This window comes from Oleiphilus sp. HI0043 (assembly GCF_001634935.1).
On sequence record NZ_LWEY01001317.1, the window covers coordinates 1 to 702 of the forward strand.

The 702-nt window shown below is 47.6% G+C and carries 1 protein-coding gene and 1 pseudogene; both read right to left on the minus strand.

All coding sequences use genetic code 11. The annotated features are described in order from the left end of the window. A partial coding sequence (locus tag A3729_RS17590) for an acyl-CoA thioesterase II (RefSeq protein WP_197475899.1) occupies nt 1–258 on the minus strand: 258 nt, incomplete at its 3' end. 72 nt (nt 259–330) lie between these two features. Further along, nucleotides 331–702 (minus strand): annotated as a pseudogene (locus tag A3729_RS33200) (FAD-dependent oxidoreductase); the annotation flags it as partial.

Below are 702 nucleotides of genomic sequence, written 5' to 3' on the forward strand. Positions count from 1 at the left end.
GAAAGAACTACCGTCTCGAATAATCTGCACTTCGTACTGAATTGGTAGAGAATGATCCCCTGGGCGTAAAAAGTAGCCATGCATTGAGTGAGCGCTGAGTTGATCGACTGTTTGATAAGCCGCCATCAGTGCTTGACCACAGACCTGTCCACCGAATACATTTTTGAAGCCCAAATCTTCGCTGCAACCTTCAAAGACTAAGTTGTTGAGTTGCTTAAGTTGAAGGACATCGATGAGTTGTTGTAGTACGTCTTGCATGATCATGACTCACTTTATTAATCGCGCTTTGTTGAGTTTTAAACAAAGCGCCTAATTCAGGGAGTCTTTAGCTTAAAGACTACTGAGCTCTTTAACTAGCGCTTGTTTTTCAACACAGCGTTGCCCAGTTAGTACAAAACCATCCAAACAGTCTTGCTCGTTATAATGACGACCACAAATATTCAGGCCATCTTGTTCGAAGCGCCATTGGCCTGAAGCACTGGCAGGTGGGCAAACGACGACGGGGCAGGCGGGTGTTTTAGTTGCTATCGGCATGATGCCGAAGCTTACCTGGCTCGGTGTGCCGGTCAGAGTCTTCGCTAAGGTGCGTGCGCAGGTCATTAGTGGCAGCACGTAGAGTCTGACCTGCCCTTCGATCTCTGCGCAGTCACCTAAGGCGTAGACATCTTCTGCACTAGTTTGTAGCAAGGCGTTGGTGACAAT